Here is a 25,163-nt window from a genome sequence, read left to right as displayed (position 1 = left end):
CGGGATACGCCGGGACACTCACGACATGACCACGAACTGGGCCGCTTTCCACACGGCCGAACCCGCCCTCGCCGCGACCGTCGAGGCACGGTTCGCGCTCCAGGCGTCGTACGTGAAAGAGGTGGAACCGCCGGAGCCGTTCCACCTCTTCCGTGTCGAACTCACCGATGTCACGAGGACGTTTGTGGAGGACGAGACCTACCTGGTCGTCGAACTCTGGGAGCCCGGAAAACCCCTACGTACGATCAAACGCAGGTGACTACTCCCACTCGATCGTGCCCGGCGGCTTCGAAGTCACGTCCAGTACCACCCTGTTGACGTCCCGCACCTCGTTCGTGATCCGTGTCGAGATCCGTGCCAGCACCTCGTACGGCAGCCGCGACCAGTCCGCCGTCATCGCGTCCTCGGAGGAGACCGGGCGCAGCACGATCGGGTGGCCGTAGGTGCGGCCGTCGCCCTGGACGCCCACCGAGCGGACGTCCGCGAGGAGGACCACCGGGCACTGCCAGATCTCGCGGTCGAGACCGGCCGCCGTCAGTTCCTCGCGGGCGATCGCGTCGGCCTCGCGCAGCAGGTCGAGGCGCTCCTTGGTGACCGCGCCGACGATGCGGATGCCGAGGCCGGGGCCGGGGAAGGGCTGGCGCTGGACGATCTCCTCGGGAAGGCCCAACTCCTGGCCGACCATGCGGACTTCGTCCTTGAACAGCTTGCGCAGCGGCTCGATGAGCTGGAACTCCAGGTCCTCGGGGAGCCCGCCGACGTTGTGGTGCGACTTGATGTTGGCCGTACCGGTGCCACCGCCGGACTCGACGACGTCCGGGTAGAGCGTCCCCTGCACGAGGAACTCGACCGCCGGACCCGCGTCCGCGATGATCTCGGCCTGCGCCTGCTCGAAGACGCGGATGAACTCGCGCCCGATGATCTTCCGCTTCTCCTCGGGGTCGGAGACCCCCGCGAGCGCGGACAGGAACCGCTCCTCCGCGTCGACGACGACCAGCTTGACGCCGGTCGCGGCCACGAAGTCCTTCTCGACCTGCTCGGTCTCGCCCTTGCGCATCAGCCCGTGGTCGACGTACACGCAGGTCAGCTGGTCCCCGATGGCGCGCGCGACGAGCGCCGCGGCAACGGCGGAGTCGACGCCGCCGGAGAGCCCGCAGATGGCGCGCTTGTCGCCGACCTGCTCGCGGATCGCCGCGACCTGCTCCTCGATGACATTGCCAGTGGTCCAGTCCGGCTTGAGCCCGGCGCCCCGGTACAGGAAGTGCTCCAGGACCTGCTGGCCGTGCGTGGAGTGCATGACCTCGGGGTGGTACTGAACGCCGTACAGCCGCTTCTCGTCGTCCTCGAAGGCGGCGACGGGGACGACGTCGGTGGACGCGGTCACCGCGAAGCCCTCGGGCGCCGCCGAGCAGGCGTCGCCGTGGGACATCCACACGGCCTGCTCGGCCGGGGTGCCCTCGAAGAGGGTGGACGACACCTTCGAGACGTGCAGGTCGGTACGGCCGTACTCGCGCGCGCCCGTGTTGTCGACCGTGCCGCCGAGGACCTGCGCCATCAGCTGGAAGCCGTAGCACATGCCGAAGACGGGGACGCCGGCCTCGAAGAGCGCGCGGTCGATGCGGGGGGCGCCCTCCTCGTACACGGACGAGGGGCCGCCGGAGAGGATGATCGCCGCCGGGTTCTTCGCGAGCATCTCCGCGGCCGGCATGGTGCTCGGCACGATCTCGCTGTAGACCCGCGCCTCGCGGACCCTACGGGCGATGAGCTGGGCGTACTGCGCGCCGAAGTCGACGACCAGGACGGTGTCGGGGGCGGCTGGGGTCGCTGATGACACGGGGGCCTTCCGGCGGAGGGGCGGGGTGCGTGGGGCCGATTCTACCGGGGCCGCCGGAGGGGGGCCGGTGGGGAGGGAGGCCGTGGCATACTGACCGAATGCTCACGCCCACGACGTTCTTTACCTATGGCACCCGGCCCGCCGGCTGCCATGGTCGTGCTTGCGCGTAGAGCCGAGCGACTTCCCAGGCGCCCCGGGCCGACAAGGCCCGGGGCGCCTGTCGTTTCCCCTCCGGGACCTGCTCGATCCGGGGCTCACCGAATCCCAAGGAGCCCCGCATGACCTCCCTCGACCTCACCGGCGCGAAGACCCCCGACGCCGCCGACGTCATCACCGGCGCCCGCGAGCGCATCGACGCCCTCGACGACCGCATCATCGGCCTCATCCAGGAGCGCGCCGCCGTCTCCGCCGTCATCCAGGACGCGCGCATCACCTCCGGCGGGCGGCGCGTGAACCTCTCCCGCGAGATGGAGGTCATCGGCCACTACAGCGAGGCGCTGGGCAAGCCGGGTACGACGCTGGCGATGACGTTGCTGGAGCTGTGCCGGGGTCGTATCTGAGCATCGGCCGTGTCTCGCAGATGAGTTCGGGCCCTCCCTCACCCGTACGGCGCGTGACCGACTCCCGGTGTCCGTCGTTGGTACCGGTGTCCGTGCCAGCCAGGCGCGGGCCCGGAAGAACCACGCGTGGCTCGTCGGAGCGATGAGACGTACGGATCGTGCCGTACGTCGTGGGACCTCGCTCCAGCGAGATGACCGGACGGCAGGGGACAGCGGCCCGGTCATCCCAGAGAAACGGCCGGCCCCGGGGACGCTCGGGGCCGACCGGCGGAACTTGCAAAAATCTATGAGGTACGGGTCAAACGGTTGCGGCGACCGCGTTCATCCAGCACGATGCGTACAGCTTCACGTCCCCCCACGAAACCCCGCTCGCCGTGCACGGCTGAGTGGAGACGCCGGAACGTCTACTGCCAGAGGTCCAGACCACTGGCGTACGGCAGGTGACGGGCCGGCCCACGTACCACCCACAGCGGCGCACCCCCCGGCGCCGTTCCCGGGAGGCACCGGCGCTGCCCTGACGCCGGTGCTGACGAAAGAAGGGCCCCGCGGCTCCGTCCCGCGGGGCCCTTCGCTCTTTTCAGATCCGCGAGACCGTTCCGCACGGCTCGTCCTCGGCCGGTGCCTCCGTCGACATCTCCTTGCTCCGGTCGTACGGGTCCGCCTCGGGGCCCGACGGCGACGGCCCGGACGAGCGGTCGTCGCGGAACTCGGGGTGGAACCAGCCGTCGTACACGTCGCACGACGAGTTGCCGCTCTCCATCTGGTACAGGGAGATGAAGACCGTCCCCGGGGTCACCTGGTAGCGCGCGGGGTCGGCGAGTTTGACCTCCAGGAGGCGGCGGACGATGGTCCTCGTGGCCTCGGCGTCCTTGTCGTCGGCCGGCGTGCTCGCGCGGACGACGGGATAGACGAAGGTGTAGTCGGCGTGGACGACGACCGCCCCGTCCTTGTCCCCGGCGAAGGTCATCCGCCCGCGCGTCTTCACCACGCTCCCGGCGATCCGCACCTCGGCGGGGTCGAACCGGCTGGCCATCAGCAGCGGATCGTCACCGTCCTTGCCGGGCTTGCTCAGGGCAGCACCGAAAAGTTTGTGTACGTCCTTCTGGAGCGGGTCGACGATCTTCGACGCGGCGTCCGGGCGCCCGCCCCTCAGCGTCGCCGGGTCGAGGTTGGTGTCGATCAGGAGCGTCCGCGTCTTCGTCAGCAGGTCCTGGACCTGCGCTTTCGTGAACCCCTTCACCGGCGTCGCGGGCGGCGCGACGATGCCGGCGGCGCCGTCGGCCCACTGCAACGCCGGGGAGCCCGCGAAGGGGCGGGCCTGCGTGGGGGCGTCCGGGTCGACGGCTCCGGGGGCGGCGCTGGGGGCCGCCGTCTCGGGCGGGAGGGGGGTCGCGGCGACGTCGGTGCCGCTCGACCCCGTACCGAAGGGGTCGCCCGGGATGACGGACGGCTTCATCGCGACGAAGGCCAGCGCGGCGGCGACGGGGACGCCGACGAACGTCCACAGGCGGCGCCGTTTGCGCGCCCGCGCCTCCGTGTTCTGCCAGGCCGGGCCGGTGCGCCAGCCCTCGGGGAGTTCACCCCGCGCCTCCTGCTCGCGCAGGCGCGCAGTCACCATGCGGGCGCGCGCGGACGGCTCCTTCGGAGCGTCGTCCGGCGTGTTCTCCGCACTCTCGCGCAGGAACTTGTCCCAGTCGTCGTCGGATATCTCGGGCACGATGGCCATCCCCCTCGGTCCTCACGCAGGCTTCTGCGGCAGCAGAGCGTAGAACGTGACGCGACCCACACGAAAACATGTGACGTGGAACACATGAGAATGGCGTGAGAATCCGTACAACCTTTCCCACAACTCGCGGATCAAACCTCGCGTAACACGGGCCACACCCGCGCCCCCAACGCGGAAGGTCTCCCGCCGACACGTCACGCCAACCGGGCGCGCCGTGCCTGACACCCAGAGGTCTTCTCATGAAGCTCCGCCGTGCCATAGCCGTGGCCGCCGCGACCGCCGCACTGTCCCCGCTGGCTCTGATGTCCGCGCCGTCCGCGTTCGCGGAGGAGAGCGGGTCCCCGTCTCCGTCGGCTTCTACGTCCGCTTCCGCTTCGGCCAGCGAGTCGGCGCCCGAGGCTGCGCCGACGCCCCCGGCGACCGACGACAAGGGCGCCGCGTCGCCGAGCACCTCGTCGTCGAGCTCGCCGAGCAGCAGCGCGACCAGCACGCCGACCGGTACGCCGTCCGCGAGCACGTCGGTCAGCTCCTCGCCGTCGGCCCCGGCGGACGTCGACTACTGCGAGACCTTCTCCGACGAGGACGAGATCCAGCTCAGCGAGAGCCTGAGCACCGGTCTGTCCAACCTTCCGGAGACGATCGTCGCGGGCAGCGGCTGGCACAACTTCAGCTTCGACATCGCCAACGACGGCAAGGACACGATCAAGAACATCAAGCCGTTCATCCTGGTCGGTGCCGGGACCGAGGAGGACGACTACTCCGACGCCCTCTCGCTCCAGGTCTTCCAGCCCTCCTCGGGCAAGTGGATCACGCTGGAGGACGGCTTCGGCGACGCGACGACCTTCAGCACGCTGACGCTCGACGCGGGCAAGTCCACGTCGTACAAGCTGCGGCTCTCGGTCAAGGGCAAGACGCCCGACTCCATGGGGATCGCCATCGGTCTGGCGACCTACTCGGACGCCAAGAGCTGCTGGGTCGGCAACGACCCGAACGGCGCGTCCTACGAGTTCGAGATCCTCGCCGCCGGTTCGAAGCCCGGTAAGCCGGGCAACGCCAAGCCCCAGACGGGCGGCGCCAAGCCGGTCAACCTGAACGACGTCGAGGTCACCGGAAGCCTCGCGGAGACCGGTTCCTCCTCCGCGCTCCCGATGATCGGCCTCGTCGGCGGCGCGGCCGTCGTCGCCGGCGCGGGCGCGATCTTCATCGTCCGTCGCCGCAAGACGGACGGCAGCCACGCGTAGTACCTGAGGACGACGGAGGGACCTGCGCTCGGAGGGGGGCGCAGGTCCTTCCGTGCTTTCAGCTCTTCTTCGGCGGCACCACCGGCACCCCGAGGAACGGCAACTTCAGCGCCCCGAACGCCTCTTCGGGCACCACCGGTGACTTCGGCTCGACGGCGGCGAGCCGCTCGTACGCCTCCCCCTGCGCGGGCCGTGTGTCGGGCTCGCCCTTGTTCGGCCAGTACGCCATGGCCCGTTCGGCCTGCGCGGTGATCGTCAGGGAGGGGTTCACGCCGAGGTTCGCGGACACGGCGGCGCCGTCGACGACGGAGATCCCGGGGTGGCCGTACAGCCGGTGGTAGGGATCGATGACGCCGCTCTCCCGGGAGTCCCCGATGGGGCAGCCGCCGAGGAAGTGCGCGGTGAGCGGAGTCCCCATCAGCTCACCGACGTTGGACCCGGCGAACCCATTGATGTCGGCGGCGAGCGCGGACGCGGCTTCCGAAGCGGCCTTGATCTGCTGGGGGTTGGGCGCGCCGTGCCCCTGACGGGCCGTCAACAGCCCCTTGCCCACACCGGATGGCTTCAGGTACGTCGTGAGCGAGTTGTCCAGCGACTGCATGACGAGGCCGATGATGGTCCGCTCGGACCACTTCCGGTTGGACAGGGACCGCAGCAGCAGCATCGGGTGCCTGGCGACGTGCGCGAGCCACCCGGCGACCCTCGACGACCCTTCGGCGTAAGGGACTTGGACGATCGACAGGCCGCCCATCGCGTTGGACCCCTTGCCGTACCGCACGGGTTCGATGTGCGTGTTGGCGTCGGGGTGCACGGACGAGGTGATGGCGACCCCGCGCGTGAAGTCGGGGCTTCGCCCGGTGGCCTTCCGGTAGCGCCGCTCGTCGGCCTGGGCCCCCACGAGCGCCTCGGAGTTGGTCCGGGTCAGCTCCCCCAACCGCTCGGACAGGTACGGGAGTTGGCCGCCCGCCTTCATCCGGTGCAGCAGCGTCTGCGTGCCGTACGTGCCGGCCGCGAGGACGACCCGGCGGGCGGTGAAGATCCGCCCCTTGCCCTTGCGCCGGTTGTCGGTGGGCAGCGTGGCGACCGCGTACCCGCCGCGCGAGTCGTCGGTGACGGAGACGGCGGTGGTCATCGCGTGCACCGTCGCCCCGGCCTTCTCGGCGAGGTACAGGTAGTTCTCGTTGAGGGTGTTCTTCGCGCCGTGCCGGCAGCCGGTCATGCACTCCCCGCACTCGGTGCAGGCACGCCGCTTGGGCCCGGCCCCGCCGAAGTACGGGTCGGCAACTTCCTCACCCGGCTTGGCCGTTGGCCCCTGCCCGTCCGCGTCCTCGCCGTCCCCGAAGTAGACGCCGACCGGCGCCATGTGGAAGGTGTCGCCTACGCCCATGCGCTGCGCGGCGGCCTTGAGGTGGACGTCGGAGGGGGTGAGGGTCGGGTTCAGCCGCACGCCGAGCATCCGCCGGGCCTGGTCGTAGTAGGGCGTCAACTCCCCTTCCCAGTCGGTGATTTCCTTCCACTGGGGGTCCTCGAAGAACGCCTTGGGCGGTACGTAGAGGGTGTTGGCGTAGTTGAGGGACCCGCCGCCGACCCCGGCGCCGGCCAACACCATGACGTTGCCCAGGAGATGGATGCGCTGGATGCCGTAGAAGCCGAGCCGGGGTGCCCAGAGGTAGTTCCTGAGATCCCAGGAGTTCTTGGGCAGCAGGTCGCGGCCGAACCGGCGTCCGGCCTCCAACACGCCTACCCGGTAGCCCTTTTCGGTGAGGCGCAGCGCGGTCACGGCCCCGCCGAAGCCGGAGCCGACGACCAGCACGTCGTAGTCGTGGGCGCCTTGGGATGTCTCTGACACGCTGTCCCCTCCTACCGGAACCGGAACGCTTTCATCGCCTTGAGGCTCCGGCTCATGAACCGCGCGTACTTCTCGTCGTCCATGCCGAGCGAGGGCGCCATCGGCAACAGCCGCTGATGGGCCACGGTTTGGGCCTCGGTGTACTTGAGGATCCCCTCGGACCCGTGCCGCCTGCCGAGCCCGGAGTCCTTCATGCCGCCCATCGGCGACTGGACGCTGCCGTACGCGGACGCGTATCCCTCGTTGACGTTGACGGTCCCGGTCCGCAACCGCGCGGCGACGGCCCGCCCGCGCCGCCCGTCCTTGGTCCAGACGGACGAATTGAGGCCGTACGCCGTGGAGTTGGCGAGCGCGATCGCCTGGTCCTCGTCCGTGAACCGGTAGATCGCGACGACCGGCCCGAACGTCTCCTCCCCGCACACGGCCATCGGCGCCTCGACGCCGTCGAGGATGGTCGGCTCGTAGAAGTAGGGCCCGATGTCGGGCCGGGCCACGCCGCCGGTGACGACGGTGGCCCCCTTGGCGACGGCCTCCTCCACGTGCCGAGTCACGGTGTCGAGCTGCCGCTGTCCGACGAGCGAGCCCATCTCGGCACCGTAGGCGAGGGAGTTGCCGAGCCGCATGGCGCGCGTGCGGGCGGCGAACCGGTCGAGGAAGACGTCGGCGATCGACTCGTGGACGTACAACCGCTCGATGGACACGCAGAGTTGACCGGCGGAGGAGAAACAGGCCCGGACGGCGCCTGCGGCGGCCTTCTCGATGTCCGCGTCCTTGAGCACCAACATGGCGTTCTTGCCGCCGAGTTCGAGCGACACCCCGACCAGCCGGGCGGCAGCGCCCTGCGCGACCTCGCGGCCGACGCGGGTGGAGCCGGTGAAGGAGACGTAGTCGGCGTGCCGGACGATCTCCGGCCCGATGACCGGTCCGTCGCCGAGCACGACCTGGAACACCTCGGCGGGCAGCCCCGCTTCGATCAGCAGGTCGCGTGCCCACAGGGCGGTGAGGCAGGTCCCGGTGTCGGGCTTCATGACGACGGCGTTGCCCGCGACGAACGCGGGGATCGCGTCGCCGACGGAGAGTTCGAGGGGGTAGTTCCAGGGGGCTATCTGTCCGACTACCCCTCTGGGGTGACGCAGTTCGGTGACCTTGGTGAGGCTCGGGACGGCGCCCGTATGACCCTTGGCCCTCAGGTACGACGGTCCCTTGCGGCCGTAGTGCCGGGCGGCGACCGCGACGGCCTGGACCTCCTCGTGCGCGTGCAGCCTGGCCTTGCCGGTCTCCAGCTGGACCAGGTCGAGGACCTCGGCCTGGCGCTCAAGGAGCAGGTCGTGGAAGCGCAGCAGCACCGCCGCCCGCTCCCTGACCGGCGTCCGCGCCCAGACGTCCTGCGCGGCGCGGGCCCGCTCGAAGGCGAGCGCCACGTCCTCGGGCGTCGACTCCGGCAGGTCGGCGAGCTTCTCCCCGGTGAACGGCGTGTGGTTGGCGGTGCGCCCCGAGCCCACGACGCCCTTCGTGAGCTGGGCGACCAGTTCGGGGGTGACCACGTCCGCTGCGGTGCGCACTCCGGCGGGGGCCGGGGCGACGGGGTTCGTGCCGTGCGGGGCGCTGCTTCGAGCCTGCGAGTCCGTCATGACGCGCAGGGTATGCCGCCGCCACGCCTTTGGGTACCCGTCGGTAACGCGGATTCACCGCACCCGCACACCGCGCCAGCGTTCACTGGCAAGGAAGGTGCTGATCAGGGGGTTGCCGCCGAGGTGCCCGGTAAGTCGCCGCCGGGTCACCCGAAGAAGAGGCTGAGCGGGAAGGGGCGCCGCCGGGCCGGCTCCTGGACGCCGTACTCGCTCTGGTCCTCGGCCACGACGACTCGGGCAGGCTCGTCAGGCGCCTCACTCTCAGGTACGACGACTCGGGTACGGTCCTCCGGCGCCTCGGCCTCAGGTACGACACCCCGAGCGCGCTCCTCTCGTGCGTCCCCCTCAGGTACGACACCCCCTTGCGCGGACCCCTCGGCACCACTCCCGGAGACCGCCCTCAACACCTCCTCCACCTCACCCGCCCCCATCCGCTCCCCTGGCTCCTTCACGAGCAACCCCGAGAGCAGCACCCCCAGTCGACCGGCCCGCACCGGCTCGGGCACCTCCCCGGCGAGGACCGCCGCGAGCGTCTCCTCGGCCGTACCCCGCCGGAACGGCGACACCCCTTCGACGGCGGCATACAACAACACCCCGAGCGACCACAGATCCGACTCGGCCCCCGCATGCCCCCCGGCGGCCCGCTCCGGCGCCGCGAACTCCAACTCCCTTACGGGGCCCCCGTCTTCGTACCCATGAGCGATCCCGAAGTCGGTCACCACGACCCGCCCGTCCACCCCCAGCAGCACATGCTCGGGCCGCACGTCCCGATGCACGATCCCCACGGCGTGCGCGGCCCGCAGAGCCCCCAACACGACGCCCCCAACGCGAGCGGCCTCGACAACCCCCAGAGGCCCCCGCTCCAAAGCCTCGGCGAGCGACTCCCCCTCGACCAACTCCATGACCACCCAGGGAAGTTGATCCTCCCCCTCCACCACAACGTCATGGATGACAACAGCCCCGGGATGCTCCACCCGAGCCGCAGCCCGAGCCTCCTGATAAAGCCGATGAGCGGCCCGCCGAAACTCCTCACCCCCCGGCGCCCCAGGCACCCGAGGCGCCTTGACGGCAACCTCCCGCCCAGCCTCCACATCCCAGGCCCGCCGAACAACTCCCGTCCCCCCGAGAAGGCGATACCGCCCACCCACTATCAGCCCGTCCCCATCATCCCCAGCACCCCGGTCGTCGCTCATGCCCCCATGACTACCGTGCGAACCACCGGATTATCAACGCGAGCGGATCGCAAGCCCGGAGGGAACCCGACGAACCACCAGAAGCCCCCCGAGAAAGCACCGCTGGAAAACCAAGCCCGACGAAAACCGAACCAGGAAGCCCCACGGCGGGACAGCCGCGAACGGCGGGGAGCGGGGTGCGGGGGTGCGGCGCAGCCCGTTGCTTACACAGTCGGTTGCGGGCTTCCTTGGAAACGGGGGCCCATCGTCCCCGCAACGGGCTCGCCGCACCCCCGCACCCCCGACCCACCCACGAACCTCAGCCCCCCGACCGATCCGCTTCCCGCCAACTCTTCAACACGGACGTGAACTGCTTGGCCGCGGCAGCCCAATCCTCCACCGGCGACGACATATAGATCGCGTACTCCGTCCCGTCATGCGCGACGTACGTCTCCTCGACCGCCCGCCGAGACCCCGGGAACTTCGTGTCCTTGGCGAGCGCCGTCCACGTGTACTCCCACTCGGACCCCTTGCGGTCCCGGTACAGGTTCTCCTCCAGCTTGACGCGCCGATAGTCGACGAGCCGCTGAAGCTGCTTCTCCAGGTCGATCTGATGGGCGTGCGGATCGGCGTAGTCGGGCGAGATGTCCATGGCGATGCGGAGGAAGTGCTTGCCGTTGTCCGGCGTGTAGTCGATCTGCTTGAGATCCCCGTCGTCCTGGAAGACCTGCCGGTTCCACCCCTTGGGCAGGGACAGCCCGAACCCGAGCGGATCGTTCACCTCGACCCAGGAGTCGGGCACGGCCCCCTCGACGGCGGACGGACTCGGCGAGGCCCCGGCGGAGGACGAACCCCCACTCTGCCGCCCCTCGTCCCACCGCTGAAAGGCGACGGCGGTCCCCCCACCGACGAGCGCGGCGAGCACGACGACGAGAGCGAGCGTCCGCAACCGCCGCCGCTTGGGCGGAGCCTGCACGACACCGCCCCCGGCGGAGTGCACTTCGCCCCCACCACCGTACGAGGGCACCCCGCCCCCGGACCCGAACCCGTCCCCACCACCCGCGAACCCGGCCCCACCACTCCCATTGCTGCCACCGACAGTCCCGAAGCCAGCCCCGTTGCTCCCCCCACCGACCGTCCCACCCGCAGCCCCACCAACCCCGCTGGTCCCACCGACCCCATAAACCCCGTTGGACCCGCTCCCGAACCCCGCCCCCGACTCAACCCCCTGCCCAGAAGCCCCGTACCCACCGCCCCCATACTGCGTAGGCACATACGCCTGAGCCCCATGCGCCCGCCGCCCCTCGGCAACCTCCGCCAGCATCTGCTCAGCCTCGGCGATACCAGGCCGCGTAGCGGGATCCTTGCGCAGCAGCGCGGTGATGACCGGCCCGAGCACCCCCGCGTGCTGCGGATCGGCAGCCTCTTCCTGAACGACAGCCTGCATCGTGCTCAGCGGAGACGTACGCCGGAAGGGCGAGCGCCCCTCGACGGCGGTGTACAGCGTCGCGCCGAGCGCCCACAGGTCGGAGGAGGGCCCGGGGTCGTTGCCGCGTACCCGCTCGGGCGCGAGGTAGTCCACGGACCCGACGACCTCACCCGTACGGGTGATCGTCGTATCCCCCTCGATCTGCGCGATACCGAAGTCGGTGAGCAGCACCCGCCCGTCCTCGGAGAGGAGAACGTTGCCAGGCTTCACATCCCGGTGCAGCACGCCCGCGGAGTGCGCCGCGCGCAGCGCCCGCAGCACCCACATCCCGATCCGCGCGGCCTCGGTGGGCTCGACCCGCCCGTCGGCTTTGACCGCGTCGGCGAGCGAGCGCCCCTCGACGAGTTCCATCACGATCCAGGGCCGACCGTCGTGTTCGAGGACGTCGTGGACGGTGACGACGGCGGAGTGGTTGATCCGCGCCGCCGCGCGCGCCTCGGCCCGGGTCCGGGCGAGCAGGACGGGCTGGTCGGCCTCGGCGACGTAGAGGGCTGCGGTCAGCTCCTTGATCGCGACGGCCCGGTGCAGCAGCTCATCGTGCGCACGCCACACACGGCCCATGCCGCCGCTCCCGATGGAGTCGACGAGCCGGTAGCGGCCCGCGATGAGCAGGCCCTGCATCTGATTCACGTTGCCCCGCAATGCTCTTGACAGGCTCAGCGTAAAGACCGGCCGACGTCCGTGGAACCAAAGGGGGCCCATGGAGACAGCACTGTGACGGTTGTCGCTTCGGACGCGTTCCGGGAACCCGGTCTCAGCCGGTGTACCGGTAGCTCTCGGCGGCCTGTTCGTACAGCCGCGTCACCTCGTCCCGCTCCGCCTCCGGCCCTCGCACCTGGACGACGTGGTACCGCCCCGCGATGAGAACTGCCCGGTTGCGCACGAACAACTCCTGCCCGCCGTCACTCGTCCAGGTGAACTGCCCCTCGGCCATCTTCTGCTGCCCGACCTGGATGTTCCTCAGCCCCGACGCGGTCGCCCAACTGGACTGCCGGTAGGGCTCCAGCTCGCTCTCCTTGTCCCGCTGATAGGCCATCGGATCACTCCCGTTGGCCGCGGCGCTGTCCCTCCCGGGTACGACGATCAGCTCGAAGTCCCCGTGCGAGTAGACGACCTGCCCGCGCCCGTTCTTCGGCGACCGCTCCCACCCGTCGGCCACGGCGACCTTGAACCCGGCGTCGTCCGCGCGCAGCGTGAACCCGTCGGCCACGTCGGACCCGGCCTGCGTGGACGTGCCCGCCGTCGTCTCGTCGCCCCCCGGCGTCGACTGGTCGGGCCGGGGTTCGCTGCTGGCGGGCGGCGGCGAGGCGGTCGCCCCGGCGGGCTCGGTGGCTCCCGCCGAGGAGCTGGGACTGTTCGCGGCCCCCTCCTCGCTTGCCTTCGGCATGAAGAACACCGCGTACGCGATGGCCCCCGCCAGCAGGAGCAGGACGATCACCAGCAGCGTCCGCCCCAGGTTGCGCGGCGAACGCTCCGGCTCGGCGCGGCCCCGCTTGTGCCGGGCGTGCGCGCCTCCCGCTGCGGCCTTCGCCTTGGCCTTGCGCCGGCGCACCAGCTCGCCCTTGCGGCGGATGATCGGCAGCCGTCGCGGGTCGGCGGGCGGCGCGGTGACGACGTACGCGCCTGCCTCCGCCTCGGGCGCCGACCGCACCAGCGACCGCAGCCAGCCGCGCAGTTCCTCGAAGTCCGGCCGCTCGGTCGGGTCCTGGCGCAGCAGCGACTCCACGACCGGCCTGAGCGGCCCGCACTCCTCGGCGAACGCCGGAGGCTCGCCGCACACCATCTGGACGAGTTCGGCCGTCGACTCCTCCGGGTAGGGCGCGTGTCCCTGGACCGACCTGAAGAGCAGCGCGCCGAGCGCCCACAGGTCGGTGGCGGGGCCGATGGGCGCGGCCAGCTGCCAGTTCTCGTGGACCGGTCCGGCCTGCTCGGGGGCCCAGCGCTCGGTGACGGGTCCCACGACGGCCATCCGTGCCTGGCGGGCACGCTCGGCGGCGAGGGCGGTGGTCGGGGCGGACGTCGGGGTCGGCTGCTGCGGGACGGTGTGGCCGAGGCGAGCGGTGTCTGCCTGCTCAACGGCCGGGGCCGCCGACGGAGTTCCCGCCGCGAGGTCACTCCATCGGGTGGGAGTGACGGGTGCCTGCGTTGACTCGGGGCGAGGGGTCCGGGGATCGCGTATGCCGTACGGGCTGGCGACGTCCGGCGTCTCACGGGCGCCGTGCGAGCCGCCGAAACCCTGCGCCCCACCGGCGCCGTAGGGACCGGCGAGCCCTTGCGCTTCGCGGGAGCCGTACGAACCGGCGAGGCCCTGCGCCTCGCGCACCCCGTACGGATCGGCGATCTGCCCGTGCGAGCCCTCCCCCCGCGCGCCCGGCAGCACGGTGCGCCCGTTCTCCGGCGCCCGCCCGCTCTCCAGCGCCTTCCCGTTCTGCTCGGCCTCCTGGACCCGGGCCGCCGCCCGCGCGCCCGCGCGGTACGCGGCGATGGCCCCGGCGCGCGCGGCGCGGATGTCGCCGCCGGTCTCCGAGGGCGCGGTGGGCGGGGCGAGTTCACCGGCCGGGGCCGCCGCCGTGCCGTTGCCGAACGTGCCGCCGTTGCCGGTCGCGCCGCCGGGGAGCCGGCCCGCGGCCCGTGCCTCTATCGCGGCCCGGCGCGCGGCCTCGGGGTCCGTCCCACCGTCCCCGAGGGGCGGCACGGAGACGGTCCTGGGCAGCGGTCCGTCCTCGGTGGGCACCGGGTCGTTCCCGCACAGCGCCTCCTCGGCCGCGCCGACCGCGAGGCCGGTGAGGACGATCCGCCCGTCGTCGCACACGAGGACGGTCCGCGCGGTGATGTTGCGGTGCACCCAGCCGTGCGCGTGCAGCACCCGGAGCGCCATCAGCACGTCGGAGGCGACCTCGGCGGCCCGGTACGGCGTGAGCGGCTTCTCCGCGAGCAGCTCGGCGAGCGGGCGCGCGCCCACGAGTTCGCTCACTATCCACAGCGAGCCGCCCTCGGCGAACACGTCGAAGACCTGGTCGAGCCGGGGGTGGTCGGGGATCCGCGCGGCGGCCTGCGCGGCTTCGAGGGCGCGCCGTACGACAGGGTCGGCGGGCCTGCGGGTGCTCGCACCGGCGCCGTACGCGCGCTCGCGCGCGGTGAAGCCCTCCGGCAGCCCCTCCGCGTCGAGCACCTCCGCCTCGACGACCTCGGGCAACGGCACCTGCCGGACGAGGACTTCTTGGCCGCTGTACGTGTCGAAGGCCCGGGTCTCGCTGAGTTCGTACGCCTCGGACGGCGGCAGCGGCAGCCGGTAGCGGTCGGCGAGCACCCGACCCGCGTAGTCGTCCATCGTGCCTCCCCCGGCCGCCCGGTCTGTCAATTCCGTTCGCGTCGCGCTCCGTTGTGCACCTCTACCTGGATGCGTACGGTCCGCAAGCACTCACGATACGTGCCGGAGGCAACTCGCAAAGAGCGGTTGCCATATATCCCGGTCCATCCCCCGTACGGGCCGCCCGGAAGCGTCCGTCTCACTTCTTGGGCTGGAAACTCTCCGTGAGCGCCGTCCAGGTGGACTTCCGCAGCTCACCGTCCCAGTCGGCGGCCTCGGCCGTGTACATGAGCGCGTACCCCTGCGTTTCGCTGACGACGAAGCCTCTGTCGATGGTCCGGTACGAGGTACCGCTCTCCGTGTAGGTGAACTCCCAGTCGGCCGTGTTCCAGCCCCGGTAGTCCACCGCCTCTATTCGGATCTTGCGGTACTGCGCGCGCAGCATGGACTTCTCCTGGGCCGTCCAGTCCGCGACGGCGTCGCCCTTGGGTGTACTGGTCCAGGCGACGAGCAGCTTCTGCCCGCCGGGCCCGGTGAACCGGTCGCCCGCGGAGCTGGCCGTACCGAACTTCCACCCTGCGGGCAGCCCGATCGTGTACCCCTGGCCGCCCTTGTGCGTCGACACCGCCGCGCCGTCCGCCGAGGGCGACACCTGCGTGCCGGTGCCGCCGGTGGGCGCGGTCCCGCCGGCCGGGGCGGAGGCACCGGGCTCGGCGGACCGGCCGGCCGACCCGTCCGTGCGCGTGCCGTCCGACTGGTCCTCCTTGGTGCCGACGCCCTCGCTCGCGACGGTCTGCTTGCCGCCCTCCGCGCCCGAGTCGTCGGCGCCGCCGTCCCCGCCGAGGGTGACGGCGAGGACCGTGCCGATCACGGCGAGCACCACGACCACCGCGATGATGACCAGCGTCCGCTTCGGCACCACGTCCGTCAGCGGCGCCCGCTGCACCGGCCGCGCGGGCAGGTCCGGCGGCTCCATGACGGGCCAGCCCGAACTGCGCCCGGCCACGGGGGCGTTCGCCGGTGCGGGACCGCTGCCCGCCGCCGACTCGGTGCGCCCGGCGGCGGGGGCACCGGCCGTGACGGCGGCCTTCCGCGGCTTGTCCGCCTGCTCCGGCGGCGCCACCATCGGCACGGCCTGCGTCACGTCCAGCGGCGGCGGCTCCTCGGCCTCGGGCGCGTAGACGACCCGCTCCAGCAGCCTGCGCGCACCCGCGTCGTCGAGGCGCCGCACGGGGTCCTTGGTGAGCAGCCCGTAGATGACGTCCCTGAGGGGGCCCGCGTTCTTCGGCTCCTCCAGCGGTTCGGTCATCACCGCCGTGAGCGTCGCGATCGCCGAGCCCTTGTCGTACGGCGGGGCGCCCTCGACCGCCGCGTACAGCAGGCCGCCCAGCGACCAGAGGTCGGCCGCGGGGCCGGGCTTGTGGCCCCGCGCGCGCTCGGGGGCGATGTACGAGGGGGCGCCGACGAGCATCCCGGTCGAGGTGATCGACGGGTCGCCCTCGACCTGCGCGATGCCGAAGTCGGTGAGCACGACCCGGCCGTCCTCGGCGATCAGCACGTTCGACGGCTTCACGTCCCGGTGCAGGATGCCCGCGCGGTGCGCCGCCCGCAGCACGTCGAGGATCGCGAGCCCGACCTCGGCCGCGCGCCGGGGCTTCAGCAGGCCGTCCTCACGGATGACCTCCGCGAGCGAGCGCCCCTCGACCAGCTCCATGACGATCCACGGCCGGTCGTCCTCGTCGACCACGTCGAAGACGGTCACCGCGCTGTTGTTGCGGATCTTCGCGATCGCCTTGGCCTCGCGCAGCGTGCGCGTGATGAGCCGGCGCTTCTCCTCGTCGTCGATGCTCGACGGGAACCTCAGCTCCTTGACGGCGACGGTCCGCCCGAGCGTCTCGTCCTCCGCGCGCCACACCGTCCCCATGCCGCCGCGGCCGAGTACGCCTCCCAGCCGGTACCGCCCGGCGAGGAGACGTGCGCTCTTGTCCTGACGGGATGTCCCCGCCCGCTCCGCCTCCGACATGCGTCCCCTCATGCAACCCGCCCTGACAGAGCCTCCATTGTCCCCTACCCGCCAAGTGCCCGACGCCCAGACCCCCCTCTCCTCGCACCCCCCTTCTTCACATTCCGGCCAATAGGTACACCGCCGTTGAGCCATCCTCACCTCCTTCCACCGACCTCGTCCTCCGTCACCCCGCCACGCCCGCCCGGACATTCACCGCACCGGCACCCGAAGTGACCGAACCACCCGCCACCCGGGGCCAGTTGCCCCCGACCGTCACGTCAACCCCACGCCTCCCCCCTGCCTGTCACACCTCACCCTCATCTGCGGCCTGCATCATGACCCCCACCCACCCGAGGAGGACCGCGATGCCACCGCGCCGGAGCCTGCTGGTCGTGGCCGTCGCCCTGCTCCTGCTGGAACTCGCGACGGCCGGCTCACGGGCCACCGTGAACCCGTCCCCTCAGGCGCTGCTCCCCCTGCTGGTCTCCCGGGGGAAGGCCCCGGCCGCCGCCCTGCTGGCACGGACGCCGGACGGCAGCCGGTACGCCTCCGCCGGGACCAGGATCTCCCCGGACGACCACTTCCGGGCCGGCAGCGTCACCAAGACCTTCGTGGCCACCGTGGTGCTCCAACTGGCCGCGGAACACCGGCTGTCGCTGTCCGACCCGGTGGAGCGGCACCTGCCGGGACTGGTGCGGGGAGCCGGCAACGACGGCCGCGCGCTGACCCTGCGCTCCCTGCTCACCCACACCAGCGGCCTGTACGACTTCACCCGGACCACCCGGGGGACCGTCCCGCTCACCGCTCTCCAAGCCGTTCGTCTGGCCCTCACCCACCCTCCGGCCGACCGAGGCCGCTTCTCCTACTCCAACACCAACTACGTCCTGCTCGGCCTGGTCGTCGAACAGATCACCGGCCGCTCCTACGCCGCCGAGGCCGAACGCCGCGTCATCGCTCCCCTCCGTCTGGCGGGCACCTCCTTCCCTGGCTCCCGTACGTCCCTTCCCTCACCTCACGGCCGCGCCTTCGCGAGCGACGGTTCCGACGTCACCGATCTCGACCCCCGCGTCGCGGGCGCCGCCGGCGAGCTGGTGACCACACTCGCCGACCTCGACCGCTTCTACGCGGCGCTGCTCTCCGGTGAACTCCTGCCCCCGCACTGGCTGCACGAGATGCTGGACACCCGCGCCGCACACGGCTCGTACGGCATGGGCCTGTTCCCCGTGAGGCTGCCCTGCGGTGTCACGGTGTGGGGCCACGACGGCCGCATCCCCGGCAGCTACGTCCGCACCGCCGCGACGCCTGACGGCCGCCACGTCCTCACGTTCCGCGTGAACACCACGACGCTGGCGACCCCCAACCTCGAACCGGCCTTGCTCGCTGCCGAGTTCTGCCCGCGTTACTAGGAGAACGGCGGGGCTCCAGGCAAAGATCCCGGCAGCCTGTAGCTCGATCGAGTGGCGTTTCCAGGACTACGCCGGGAAGGCCATCGCCGATCAGGGGCGCGGGGCTGTATCGATATGCGGCTACCGCCGCGTGGGCGCGACAAGCCACATCGAACCCGCACTCGCCGACCAACCGCACCAGGCACCCCATTAGGCACCTAGAAGTGAACGCCCCTCACAGGGGAACGATGTCCGGCGCCCCCAACCTCGCCGCATCCGCCGTCAAATCATCCGGCTGCCGCTGAGACTCCCGCTCCGCCTCCACCCGCTTCTCATAATGCTGAACCTCCCGCTCGACCTGCCCCTCGTCCCACCCCAGCACCGACGCCATCAACTCGGCGACCTCACGGGCACACCGCGTCCCCCGGTCGAACGTCTCGATGGAGATCCGGGTCCGCCGCGTCAGCACGTCATCCAGATGCCGGGCCCCTTCATGCGAAGCGGCATACACAACCTCGGCCCGCAGATAGTCGTCGGCCCCCTGAAGCGGCTCCCCGAGCGAGGGATCCCCGGCGATGAGGTCCAACACCTCCTGCGCCAACGCACCGAACCGATTCAGCAGATGCTCGACCCGCACGACATGCAGCCCAGCCCGCGCAGCAATCCGCGCACGCCCGTTCCACAGCGCCCGGTACCCCTCGGCCCCGAGCAGCGGCACATCCTCGGTGACACACGCGGCGACCCGCTGATCGAGCCCGTGGACGGCCTCGTCGACCGCGTCCTTGGCCATCACCCGGTACGTCGTGTACTTACCGCCCGCGACGACGACGAGCCCCGGCACCGGATGCGCGACCGTGTGCTCGCGCGACAGCTTGCTGGTCGCGTCCGACTCCCCGGCCAGCAGGGGCCGCAGCCCGGCGTACACGCCCTCGACGTCATCGCGGGTGAGCGGCGTCGCGAGGACCGAGTTCACATGCTCCAGCAGGTAGTCGATGTCGGCGCTGGACGCGGCCGGGTGCGCCTTGTCGAGGTCCCAGTCGGTGTCGGTCGTCCCGACGATCCAGTGCCGCCCCCAGGGGATGACGAACAGCACGGACTTCTCGGTGCGCAGGATCAGCCCGGTCGAGGAGTTGATGCGGTCGCGCGGCACGACGAGGTGGATGCCCTTGGAGGCCCGGACGTGGAACTGCCCGCGTGAGCCGACCATCGCCTGTGTGTCGTCGGTCCACACCCCGGTCGCGTTGACGATCTGCCGGGCCCGGATCTCGTACTCCCCGCCCGCCTCGACGTCCTGCACGCGCGCGCCGACGACCCGCTCCCCCTCCCGCAGGAACCCGGTCACCCGCGCACGGTTGGCGGCTTTCGCGCCGTACGAGGCCGCCGTGCGCACCAGCGTGGCGACGAAGCGGGCGTCGTCCATCTGGGCGTCGTAGTACTGGAGCGCGCCGACGAGGGCGTCCTTGCGCAGGGCGGGGGCGACGCGCAGGGCGTGACGGTGGCTCAGGTGGCGGTGCGTGGGCAGGCCCCGGCCGTGGCCCCGGGCCATCGACATCGCGTCGTAGAGGGCGACGCCCGAGCCCGCGTACAGCCGCTCCCAGCCCTTGTGCTTCAGCGGGTAGAGGAAGGGCACCGGTTTGACCAGGTGCGGCGCGAGGCGTTCCAGGAGCAGGCCGCGTTCCTTCAGCGCCTCGCGGACGAGGGCGAAGTCGAGCATCTCCAGGTAGCGCAGTCCGCCGTGGATGAGCTTGCTGGAGCGGCTGGAGGTGCCCGACGCCCAGTCGCGCGCCTCGACCAGGCCGGTGGACAGGCCCCGGGTGACGGCGTCGAGGGCCGTCCCCGCGCCGACCACCCCGGCTCCGACGACCAGTACGTCGAGTTCGTGCTCGGCCATGTCCGCCAGTGACTCGGCCCGCTGCACCGGTCCCAGTGTCGCTGTCCTCACCGTCGCCTCCCGCCGTCGATCACCTTGCCCTCGCTCAGATTCTGACCGCCTTGTCCGCGTCAGGCCACACCTGTGGACAACACGCCCGGCCAATCCCGCATAACGGTCATATTTACTCCTAGTCTGACATTGCGCTCGCTCGTTCAGTCCACAGGGCTTGCGCACCCGCCCCGCTTCGGTTAACCCCACCGTTCTCGGTGACTGGGAAGGACGGCCCACTCCATGCCCGCAGATCTCGCCGTCATCGGACTCGGCCCGCTCGGCCTCCCCCTGGCCCAGGCAGCGGTCGCCGCAGGCATCCCCACCATCGGCTACCGCACCGGCCCGGAACCCGGCTCCCTCACCCCCGCCGAACTGCGCCGGATGCTCGCGGGGGGCTTCCGGATCGTCACGGACCCCGCCGAACTCGGCCGCGTCCGTACGGCGGTGATCTGCGCGCCCACCCCACGCGACGCGGACGGCGGACTCGACCTCGGCCAGGTGGAGTCGGCCGCGCGCACCCTCGCCGGTCACCTGCGCCCGCACACCACCGTCATCCTCGAATCGCCGGTGCACCCCGGGACGACCGAGGACTTCCTGCGGCCCCTCCTGGAGGAGACCTCGGGCCTGCACGCGGGACGCGACTTCCACCTCGCGCACTCCCCCAGCCGCGTCGACCCCGGCAACCGCGCCTTCACCCCGGCCAACACCCCGAAGGTCATCGGCGGCCTCACGCCCGCGTGCACGGAGTCCGCCGCCGCGTTCTACGGCCGCCTCACCGACAAGGTCGTCCGCGCGCGCGGGCTGCGTGAAGCGGAGACCGTGCAGCTCCTGGAGACCAACTTCCGGCACGTCAACATCGCGCTCGTCAACGAGATGGCGATCCTCTGCCACCGTCTGGGTGTCGACCTCTGGGACGTCATCCGCTGCGCCGAGACCAAGCCGTTCGGCTTCCAGGCGTTCCGCCCAGGCCCCGGCGTCGGCGGCCACTCCGTCCCCCTCGACCACCCCGGCGGCCCCCTGCGCATGGTCGAACTCGCCCAGCAGGTCAACACACGCATGCCCCGGTACGTCGTCCAGCGCGCCGCAGCTCTCCTCAACGAATACGGCAAGTCAGCACGCGGCGCCCGAGTCCTCCTCCTGGGCGTCACCTACAAGGCGGACCTGGCCGACCGCCAGAACACCCCCGCACACGAGATCGCGGTCCGCCTGATGGAACTAGGCGCCTCCATCAGCTACCACGACCCCCACGTCCCCTCCTGGAACGTCCTCGACCGCCCCGTCCCCCGCGCCGACTCCCTCTACGAGGCCGCAGCCGACGCCGACCTGACGATCCTCCTCCAACAGCACCGGACGTACGACCTCCAGGGCCTGTCGGTAAAGGCACAGCTCCTGCTGGACACCCGGGGAGCGACGCCTACGGGGGCGGCGCATCGGTTGTGAAAGGGGGCGCGCGGGAGGAGCGCACTTCTGGGGTTGGTGGCGCGTGGCAGACGGGGCCAGTACTTTAGGGATGGGTGGGAGCCCACCGCAGTGGCTTCTGCGGCAGGCTCCCGGATGGTTCATGGGTGTTCCGCCCCTAGTTCACGTGGGGGCGGCCACTCTCCGTCTCACCTAAAGGGTGGAGCCCGCCACAGAGGGCACTGTGGCAGGCTCCTGAAGGTAATTGGGTGTCCGCCCCCAGGCTGTTGGGGGGCGGCCGCCTACCTTCCGTAAATCCGCAAGATCCACCTCCTCTTGAACTGGACCATCCGAAGACGGACCTTGTCCCAGCGGGTGGGCTTGCGATGGCGTCCCATGGGCGCCCCCTTCCACGACGCCGCCCGATAGCCCGGTAGAGCAGCTCGTCTGGAATCGGGCCGGGCCCCGAGGGGACGGGGTCCGGATCAAGTCCTTGGAAGGGGGCGCTACCAAAAGCCTGGAGCGCCACAAGAAGGACGCTATCGCTCGAAGATCAGCAGAAACCTTCCGCCAAACCCCGTTCACCACCGCACGCCCCCCACTTCACCTCGCGCTCCCCCACCAAAAGCCTCAAGAAAAACCAAAAGGAGCCGATCACCGCACCCGCGGCAACCGGCCCCTTCAAGCGTCGTACGACCGACTACCGCCGATCCTGCGAGTCCGCGACAGCGACCTCGACCCGCTGGAACTCCTTCAGCTCGCTGTACCCGGTCGTCGCCATGGCCCGGCGCAGCGCGCCGAAGAAGTTCATCGACCCGTCAGGCGTGTGGGACGGCCCGGTCAGGACCTCCTCGACCGTGCCCACGGTCCCGAGGTCGACCTTCTTGCCGCGCGGCAGCTCCTCGTTGACGGCCTCCATGCCCCAGTGGTGCCCCTTGCCGGGCGCGTCGGTGGCGCGCGCGAGCGGGGAGCCCATCATGACCGCGTCGGCGCCGCAGGCGATCGCCTTGGGCAGGTCGCCGGACGAGCCGACCCCGCCGTCGGCGATGACGTGGACGTACCGCCCGCCGGACTCGTCCATGTAGTCGCGGCGCGCGGCGGCGACGTCAGCGACGGCGGTGGCCATCGGGACGCGGATGCCGAGCACGTTGCGCGTGGTGTGCGCGGCGCCGCCGCCGAAGCCGACGAGGACGCCCGCCGCGCCCGTGCGCATGAGGTGCAGCGCGGCCGTGTACGTGGCGCAGCCGCCGACGATCACCGGGACGTCGAGTTCGTAGATGAACTGCTTGAGGTTGAGCGGTTCGTGCGACCCGGAGACGTGCTCGGCGGAGACCGTCGTCCCCCGGATGACGAAGATGTCCACGCCCGCGTCGACGACGGCCTTGGAGAACTGGGCCGTGCGCTGCGGGGAGAGCGCGGCGGCGGTGACCACGCCCGCGTCGCGCACCTCCTTGATGCGGCGGCCGATCAGCTCCTCCTTGATCGGCGCGGCGTAGATCTCCTGGAGGCGGCGGGTGGCCTGCTCGGAGGGCAGCTCGGCGATCTCGTCGAGCAGCGGCTGCGGGTCGTCGTACCGCGTCCAGAGCCCTTCGAGGTTGAGGACGCCGAGGCCGCCCAGCTCGCCGATGCGGATCGCGGTGGCCGGGGAGACGACCGAGTCCATGGGGGCGGCCAGGAAGGGCAGTTCGAAGCGGTAGGCGTCGATCTGCCAGGCGATCGAGACCTCCTTCGGGTCCCGCGTACGACGGCTGGGGACGACGGCGATGTCGTCGAAGGCGTACGCCCGCCGGCCGCGCTTGCCGCGCCCGATCTCGATCTCAGTCACGTCTGTGGCCTTTCCCTGTTGCGTTGCAGCGTCTCCCAGTATCCCCGACGGGTATGACAAAGGCGGCCCCGGAGTTCCCGGGACCGCCTCGATCGGGCTTCACGCGCGCGTGAAGCTTTACTTGCGGCTGTAGTTCGGCGCCTCGACGGTCATCTGGATGTCGTGCGGGTGCGACTCCTTCAGACCGGCCGAGGTGATCCGTACGAAGCGGCCCTTGCTCTCCATCTCGTCGATGGTGGCGGCGCCCACGTAGCCCATGGTCTGGCGCAGGCCGCCGACGAGCTGGTGCAGGACGCTGGAGAGCGGGCCCCGGTAGGGCACCTGGCCCTCGATGCCCTCGGGGACGAGCTTGTCGTCGGCGGCGACCTCGGCCTGGAAGTAGCGGTCCTTGGAGTACGACTTGCCCTGGCCGCGCGACTGCATGGCGCCGAGCGAGCCCATGCCGCGGTACGACTTGTACTGCTTGCCGTTGATGAACTGGAGTTCGCCGGGCGACTCCTCGCAGCCCGCGAGCAGCGAGCCCAGCATGACGGTGTCGGCGCCGGCGGCGAGGGCCTTGCCGATGTCGCCGGAGTACTGGAGGCCGCCGTCGCCGATGAGCGGGATGCCTGCCGTGCGGGCGGCGAGGGACGCCTCGTAGATGGCGGTGACCTGCGGGACGCCGATACCGGCGACCACGCGCGTGGTGCAGATCGAACCGGGTCCGACGCCGACCTTGATGCCGTCGACACCGGCGTCGATGAGGGCCTGCGCGCCGTCGCGGGTGGCGACGTTGCCGCCGATGACGTCGACGCTCACGCTGGACTTGATCTTCGCCATCCAGCTGAGGGCGTTGCTGTTGTGGCCGTGGGAGGTGTCGACGACCAGGAAGTCCACGCCGGCCTCGGCGAGCGCCTGGGCGCGCTCCAGGGCCTCGGGGGACGCGCCCACGGCGGCACCGACGATGAGGCGGCCGTCGGCGTCCTTGGCGGCGTTCGGGTACTTCTCCGCCTTGACGAAGTCCTTGACGGTGATGAGGCCCTTGAGGATGCCCGCGTCGTCGACGAGGGGCAGCTTCTCGATCTTGTGGCGGCGCAGGAGTTCCATCGCGTCGCCGCCGGAGATGCCGACGTGGCCGGTGACCAGCGGCATCGGGGTCATGACCTCGCGGACCTGGCGGGCGCGGTCGTTCTCGAAGGCCATGTCGCGGTTGGTGACGATGCCCAGGAGCTTGCCGGCGGGGTCGGTGACCGGGACGCCGCTGATGCGGAACTTCGCGCACAGGGCGTCGGCCTCGGCGAGAGTCGCCTCCGGGTGGACCGTGATCGGGTCGGAGACCATGCCGGACTCGGAGCGCTTCACGAGGTCGACCTGGTTGACCTGGTCCTCGACGGACAGGTTGCGGTGCAGCACGCCGACGCCGCCGAGGCGGGCCATGGCGATCGCCATGCGGGACTCGGTGACCTTGTCCATGGCGGCCGACAGCAGGGGGATGTTCACCCGGACGTTGCGGGACACGCGGGACGAGGTGTCGACCGCGTTCGGGAGGACCTCGGAGGCTCCCGGCAGCAGCAGCACGTCGTCGTAGGTCAACCCGAGAGTCGCGAACTTGCCGGGCACTCCGTCGACGTTGGCAGTCATGACACCTTCCCCAAATGGCCTTGATCGGTGCGGATGTCCATGCTAACGGGAAGCAGGGGCCGCAAATTCCACGGTACGAGGTGACCTCGGGCTTCGTATGTTCGTACGGAACCGACGGGCGCTCCGTTCAGCCGGGGCCCCGTCCGCGCGCGGGCGCCGCTCGGCAGGTGACTCGACAAGTAAGGGGCGTCTCC

General features: G+C 71.1%; 15 protein-coding genes and 1 pseudogene. 5 read left to right on the top strand and 11 right to left on the bottom strand.

Translation table 11 applies throughout. From position 1 onward, the window contains the following. Positions 1–100 precede the first annotated feature (100 nt). Positions 101–259: pseudogene (locus J8M50_RS29270) on the top strand (pyridoxamine 5'-phosphate oxidase family protein); the annotation flags it as partial. Here J8M50_RS29270 and guaA read toward each other — a convergent pair. Then, entirely contained in the window at positions 260–1,834 is a 1,575-nt protein-coding gene (gene guaA / locus J8M50_RS29265; protein ID WP_010351774.1) for a glutamine-hydrolyzing GMP synthase, read from the bottom strand. It abuts the pseudogene before it with no gap. A gap of 278 nt (positions 1,835–2,112) precedes the next feature. Here guaA and J8M50_RS29260 point away from each other — a divergent pair, with 278 nt between their 5' ends. Continuing rightward, positions 2,113–2,394, top strand: a complete 282-nt coding sequence (locus J8M50_RS29260; protein WP_010351772.1) for a chorismate mutase — start codon at positions 2,113–2,115, stop codon at positions 2,392–2,394. Between the two features lie 577 nt (positions 2,395–2,971). Here J8M50_RS29260 and J8M50_RS29255 read toward each other — a convergent pair. After that, positions 2,972–4,120: a hypothetical protein gene (locus J8M50_RS29255; protein ID WP_010351770.1), complete on the bottom strand. Its 1,149-nt coding sequence runs from the start codon at positions 4,118–4,120 to the stop codon at positions 2,972–2,974. 239 nt (positions 4,121–4,359) lie between these two features. Here J8M50_RS29255 and J8M50_RS29250 point away from each other — a divergent pair, with 239 nt between their 5' ends. After that, a complete protein-coding gene (locus J8M50_RS29250; protein WP_029183583.1) occupies positions 4,360–5,361 on the top strand; it encodes an LAETG motif-containing sortase-dependent surface protein in 1,002 nt (333 codons plus the stop codon). Between the two features lie 58 nt (positions 5,362–5,419). On the opposite strand, the gene J8M50_RS29245 is transcribed toward J8M50_RS29250, so the two are convergent. The 6 genes from J8M50_RS29245 to J8M50_RS29220 form a co-directional block, all read right to left on the bottom strand. Beyond that, on the bottom strand, positions 5,420–7,210 hold the full coding sequence (locus J8M50_RS29245; protein WP_010351768.1) for a GMC family oxidoreductase N-terminal domain-containing protein: 1,791 nt from the start codon (positions 7,208–7,210) through the stop codon (positions 5,420–5,422). 11 nt (positions 7,211–7,221) lie between these two features. Next, the gene (locus J8M50_RS29240) at positions 7,222–8,841 is read right to left on the bottom strand and encodes a succinic semialdehyde dehydrogenase (protein ID WP_010351767.1); all 1,620 of its coding nucleotides are present in this window, start codon (positions 8,839–8,841) and stop codon (positions 7,222–7,224) included. Positions 8,842–8,987: 146 nt separating this feature from the next. Beyond that, entirely contained in the window at positions 8,988–10,034 is a 1,047-nt protein-coding gene (locus J8M50_RS29235; RefSeq protein ID WP_075662316.1) for a serine/threonine-protein kinase, read from the bottom strand. A 298-nt stretch (positions 10,035–10,332) separates the two neighbouring features. Next, the gene (locus tag J8M50_RS29230; RefSeq protein ID WP_010351765.1) at positions 10,333–12,123 is read right to left on the bottom strand and encodes a serine/threonine-protein kinase; all 1,791 of its coding nucleotides are present in this window, start codon (positions 12,121–12,123) and stop codon (positions 10,333–10,335) included. Positions 12,124–12,256: 133 nt separating this feature from the next. Continuing rightward, positions 12,257–14,833 (bottom strand): serine/threonine kinase C-terminal domain-containing protein, encoded by a 2,577-nt coding sequence (locus J8M50_RS29225; protein ID WP_010351764.1) that lies wholly within the window; start codon positions 14,831–14,833, stop codon positions 12,257–12,259. Positions 14,834–15,011: 178 nt separating this feature from the next. Beyond that, positions 15,012–16,835: a serine/threonine-protein kinase gene (locus J8M50_RS29220; RefSeq protein ID WP_010351763.1), complete on the bottom strand. Its 1,824-nt coding sequence runs from the start codon at positions 16,833–16,835 to the stop codon at positions 15,012–15,014. Between the two features lie 347 nt (positions 16,836–17,182). Between J8M50_RS29220 and J8M50_RS29215 the strand changes: the two genes are divergently transcribed. After that, positions 17,183–18,223 carry a serine hydrolase domain-containing protein gene (locus tag J8M50_RS29215; protein ID WP_010351762.1) on the top strand — a complete coding sequence of 347 codons (1,041 nt, stop codon included), beginning with the start codon at positions 17,183–17,185 and terminating at the stop codon, positions 18,221–18,223. 214 nt (positions 18,224–18,437) lie between these two features. Here J8M50_RS29215 and J8M50_RS29210 read toward each other — a convergent pair whose 3' ends face one another. Continuing rightward, a complete protein-coding gene (locus J8M50_RS29210) occupies positions 18,438–20,144 on the bottom strand; it encodes a glycerol-3-phosphate dehydrogenase/oxidase (RefSeq protein ID WP_029183582.1) in 1,707 nt (568 codons plus the stop codon). Positions 20,145–20,366: 222 nt separating this feature from the next. Between J8M50_RS29210 and J8M50_RS29205 the strand changes: the two genes are divergently transcribed. Further along, positions 20,367–21,566, top strand: coding sequence for a nucleotide sugar dehydrogenase (locus tag J8M50_RS29205; protein WP_010351760.1), 1,200 nt, complete (start codon positions 20,367–20,369; stop codon positions 21,564–21,566). A gap of 658 nt (positions 21,567–22,224) precedes the next feature. Here the strand turns inward: J8M50_RS29205 and J8M50_RS29200 are convergent. Next, positions 22,225–23,349 carry a GuaB3 family IMP dehydrogenase-related protein gene (locus J8M50_RS29200; protein ID WP_010351759.1) on the bottom strand — a complete coding sequence of 375 codons (1,125 nt, stop codon included), beginning with the start codon at positions 23,347–23,349 and terminating at the stop codon, positions 22,225–22,227. 117 nt (positions 23,350–23,466) lie between these two features. After that, on the bottom strand, positions 23,467–24,969 hold the full coding sequence (gene guaB, locus J8M50_RS29195; RefSeq protein ID WP_010351758.1) for an IMP dehydrogenase: 1,503 nt from the start codon (positions 24,967–24,969) through the stop codon (positions 23,467–23,469). Between the last annotated feature and the right edge of the window lie 194 nt (positions 24,970–25,163).

The organism is Streptomyces acidiscabies (genome assembly GCF_020010905.1).
GTDB lineage: Bacteria > Actinomycetota > Actinomycetes > Streptomycetales > Streptomycetaceae > Streptomyces > Streptomyces acidiscabies.
This window is presented reverse-complemented; position numbering and strand designations above follow the sequence as displayed.

What these genes read in the sequence shown, in the direction of transcription:
- J8M50_RS29260 (WP_010351772.1), top strand. Translation starts at nt 2,113, where the DNA reads ATGACCTCCCTCGACCTCACCGGCGCGAAGACCCCCGACGCCGCCGAC.
- J8M50_RS29255 (WP_010351770.1), bottom strand. Translation starts at nt 4,120, where the DNA reads ATGGCCATCGTGCCCGAGATATCCGACGACGACTGGGACAAGTTCCTG.
- J8M50_RS29220 (WP_010351763.1), bottom strand. Translation starts at nt 16,835, where the DNA reads ATGTCGGAGGCGGAGCGGGCGGGGACATCCCGTCAGGACAAGAGCGCA.
- J8M50_RS29225 (WP_010351764.1), bottom strand. Translation starts at nt 14,833, where the DNA reads ATGGACGACTACGCGGGTCGGGTGCTCGCCGACCGCTACCGGCTGCCG.
- J8M50_RS29250 (WP_029183583.1), top strand. Translation starts at nt 4,360, where the DNA reads ATGAAGCTCCGCCGTGCCATAGCCGTGGCCGCCGCGACCGCCGCACTG.
- J8M50_RS29230 (WP_010351765.1), bottom strand. Translation starts at nt 12,123, where the DNA reads ATGCAGGGCCTGCTCATCGCGGGCCGCTACCGGCTCGTCGACTCCATC.
- J8M50_RS29215 (WP_010351762.1), top strand. Translation starts at nt 17,183, where the DNA reads ATGCCACCGCGCCGGAGCCTGCTGGTCGTGGCCGTCGCCCTGCTCCTG.
- J8M50_RS29205 (WP_010351760.1), top strand. Translation starts at nt 20,367, where the DNA reads ATGCCCGCAGATCTCGCCGTCATCGGACTCGGCCCGCTCGGCCTCCCC.
- J8M50_RS29240 (WP_010351767.1), bottom strand. Translation starts at nt 8,841, where the DNA reads ATGACGGACTCGCAGGCTCGAAGCAGCGCCCCGCACGGCACGAACCCC.
- J8M50_RS29235 (WP_075662316.1), bottom strand. Translation starts at nt 10,034, where the DNA reads ATGAGCGACGACCGGGGTGCTGGGGATGATGGGGACGGGCTGATAGTG.
- guaB (WP_010351758.1), bottom strand. Translation starts at nt 24,969, where the DNA reads ATGACTGCCAACGTCGACGGAGTGCCCGGCAAGTTCGCGACTCTCGGG.